Origin of the sequence: Sphaerospermopsis sp. LEGE 00249, from assembly GCF_014299995.1 — a bacterium.
GTDB lineage: Bacteria > Cyanobacteriota > Cyanobacteriia > Cyanobacteriales > Nostocaceae > Sphaerospermopsis > Sphaerospermopsis kisseleviana.
The window spans coordinates 1-3,503 of sequence record NZ_JACJUZ010000145.1 but is presented as its reverse complement, the minus strand read 5'-3'; the positions used below and the strand labels follow the sequence as shown (position 1 = coordinate 3,503).

The window sequence follows — 3,503 nt, the reverse complement described above, 5'->3', positions numbered from 1 at the left end:
GTCCCCAGTCCCCAATCACCCATTCTGAAGTAGATTTTTTTCTACTAATAATTCGGCGATTTGTATCGCATTTAAAGCCGCACCTTTACGGATTTGATCGCCACACAACCATAATTCTAAGCCACAAGGATGAGAAATGTCTTGTCTAATTCTGCCGACTAAAACCTCATCTTTACCACTAGCTTCTATAGGCATGGGGAAATAATTTTTTTGCCAATCTTCCACCAATTTCACACCAGGCGCATTGCTTAAAATTGCTCTTGCTTCATCTGGACTAAAAGGTGTGTCAAACTCCAGGTTAATTGCTTCGGAATGGGCGCGGAGTACGGGAACCCGTACACAAGTAGCAGTAATTCTGATGTCTTGACTACCAAATATTTTCCGAGTTTCATTGACCATTTTTAACTCTTCCTCACAGTACCCCAAATCTGTCAATGGGGAATTATGGGGAAATAAATTAAAAGCCAACGGATAAGGTAACACTTCAGCTACTGGTTGTTGTCCTTGTAGTATAGCACTGGTTTGGGTTTTCACTTCTTCCATTGCTTTTGCACCAGCACCACTGGCAGATTGATAGGTTGCTGCTACAATCCTTTTTACTGGTTTTACTTGATGCAGTGGCCAAACTGCCAACGTCATTAAAATTGTCGTGCAGTTAGGATTGGCGATAATGCCTTTATGCTCTGCTGCGGCTTGGGGATTCACCTCTGGAACTATCAAAGGTACATCCGGGTTCATACGGAAGGCGCTAGAGTTATCTATTACCACTGCTCCTTTTTCTACAGCTACCCCAGCCCAGGTTTTGGAAGTTCCACCACCAGCACTAGCTAAGACAATATCAACATTTGCAAAAGAGCGATCGCTGACTGCCTCAATTACAATATTTTCGCCTTTAAACTTGAGCGTCTTTCCTGCACTGCGTTCTGATGCTAACAATTTTAAATCAGCCAGGGGGAAATTACGACTTTCTAGTAATTCCAGCAACTCCGTACCTACAGCACCAGTCGCACCCAAAATAGCTACACGATAGGATTTAGACAAATTGGACTTCTCCTTTAAGAGGTTACTAAGGTTACTAAGTTTTTTCTAATACTCAAAATATCTATAATGGCAACATTGAGCAATCAAAGAAGTTTGAATACTTAATGAGTTTTTTTCTAATTTAGTAGATATCTATAATATCTAAAGAATTTGGATTTTAGGATATTTTATTTATATTTTGATTTTATTTGACAATAGTTACCATTTAACCTGTATTACTTTGAATTATACACTACCATACAACAAACTCCAAACTAAGGGTAAAATGAATAGGTTAACCATTAATCAGGTTGATAGAATCAATGGTACAAACTTAGCAACACCAGACTGCTTAGTTAACCATCTCCCAGTAGTGAGTAGGTTTGGGAAGCGGTTACTGGGTTTGAGATTGGGGGGTTTGCTCTTACCTTCTCTCTTGAGAGCAGACAAGTATTGTTAGGCAACAGTGCTACCATGGGAATCTACCATGTTGACAGGATATCACAACCTGAACAATCTGGGTAACATTTTGCGTCTAACCTATCCCATGGGCAGGAACAGCCATCAATTAAAGATCATTAAGCAGATTTTTTAGGACTAAACAACGTTTAAATGAAAACTTCTGAAAAATCGACTGAGATATCCTATCAGTAAAGATATAGCAGAAAAACTGGAAGGATCTGTAAATTTCTGTGCTATTGGCAGTAAACTAGATATCTGCTGAAGAGCGCAGCCCCTAAGCCCGGAGTTGAGGATGCTGAAAAGACGATTACTGGATAGCTAATTATTTAATTATATTTAATTATTTTGTCTGATTTCGTCAAAAAATCCATCAACTGCACAAAACTGATATATAACCTAAAAATCCCTCTATTAATCTTAATATGAGCGATTAGTATAAGTTTTGTGTTGCACATCAAGTTAATAAGCGAGATATACGCAGCTTGTGTGTACTATCAAAAATGACAACACCAAAAAACAGAGACAAAGCATGAAAGTAACCCAGGAAAAACTTGAAAAAAGCCAAATTGGACTAGAAATAGAAATTACAGCGGAAGTTACCCAACAAAAATACGAACAGGTAATCAAAAATTTAAGTGCTACTGTAAATCTTCCTGGGTTTCGCAAAGGCAAAGCACCCCGGCAGGTATTATTACAGCGTCTGGGAAGCAGTCGCATCAAAGCATCGGTATTGGAAGAACTAATTCCCGAAGTTGTAGAGCAAGCAGTCAAACAAGAAGACATTAAAGCTATTGGCCAACCGAGATTAGTGTCATCCTTTGATGATTTGATTAATAATTATAAACCTGGAGAATCCTTGACCTTTGCTGCGGTGGTGGATGTAGAACCAGAAATCAAAATCCAGCAGTATACAGGATTCCAAGTCAAAGCTGAAGAAATCAAACATGATCCAACACGGGTGGATACAGTGTTAGATCAGGAAAGGCAGAAAATGTCCACATTAATTCCCGTAGAAGGAAGAGCAGCCCAAATAGGAGATGTGGCAGTAGTAGATTTTAAAGGTGTGTTGGCTAAAGGTGAAGGTGAAGACGAGGCAGCAGAACCTACACCCATTCCAGGAGGAGAAGCAGCAGATTTTCAAGTCGAGTTGCAGGAAGATAAATTTATCCCTGGTTTTGTAGTCGGTATGGTAGGAATGAACCCTGGAGAAACCAGAGAAATTTCCGCCCAGTTCCCAGATCCTTATGCGAGTCCAGACTTGGCGGGTAAACCTGCCTTGTTTACAGTCACACTCAAAGAAATTAAGGAAAAAGAACTACCACCATTAGATGACGACTTTGCTCAAGAAGTCAGTGATTTTGAGACTTTAGCAGAATTACGGGCATCCTTAGAAGAACGTTATCAAAAAGAAGCCCAAGAGCAAACCAAAACCAATCAGCAAGAAGCTTTATTAGCGGAACTGCTCAAGCACGTAGAAATTGATTTGCCAAAAACTTTGATAGATAACGAAGTTGATGTCATGATCAAACAGACAATCATGAAATTGTCAGAGCAGGGAATGGATGTGAGAAAGTTTCTCACCCAAGAAATCCTGAATCAATTGCGCGAGCGTTCAGAACCAGACGCAGTAGAACGCCTTAAACGTTCTTTGGCTGTAGAAGAAATCGGTAAACGGGAATCAATCACAGCCACAGTTGAGGAAGTCAACGCTAAAGTTAAAGAACTCTTAGAAGAGTACGCTGATGAAGATATAGATGCAGTAAGACTGCAATCTTTGGTAGAAGCACAGCTAGTAAATGAGAAAATCATGGATTGGTTGCTGGCTAACTCATCCATAGAACTTGTACCCGAAGGTTCTTTAAGCACAGAAGAGGAAACTGATTCAGAAGCAGAACCGGCTACAGAAGCAGAAACAACCAGTCCTGAGTAAAGGTGACTGGGGACTGGGGACTGGGGACTGGTGACTGGGGACTGGTGACTGGGGACTGGAGACTGGTGACTGGTGACTGGGGACTGGTGAC

2 protein-coding genes are annotated in these 3,503 nt (G+C 40.5%); one reads left to right on the top strand and one right to left on the bottom strand.

Annotation, left to right across the window (positions count from 1 at the left end):
• Positions 1–15: 15 nt before the first annotated feature.
• Positions 16–1,041, bottom strand: a complete 1,026-nt coding sequence (locus tag H5968_RS24715; protein WP_187042048.1) for an aspartate-semialdehyde dehydrogenase — start codon at positions 1,039–1,041, stop codon at positions 16–18.
• A gap of 970 nt (positions 1,042–2,011) precedes the next feature.
• Between H5968_RS24715 and tig the strand changes: the two genes are divergently transcribed.
• Positions 2,012–3,412 carry a trigger factor gene (gene tig / locus H5968_RS24710; protein WP_187042047.1) on the top strand — a complete coding sequence of 467 codons (1,401 nt, stop codon included), beginning with the start codon at positions 2,012–2,014 and terminating at the stop codon, positions 3,410–3,412.
• The last annotated feature ends 91 nt before the right edge of the window (positions 3,413–3,503 follow it).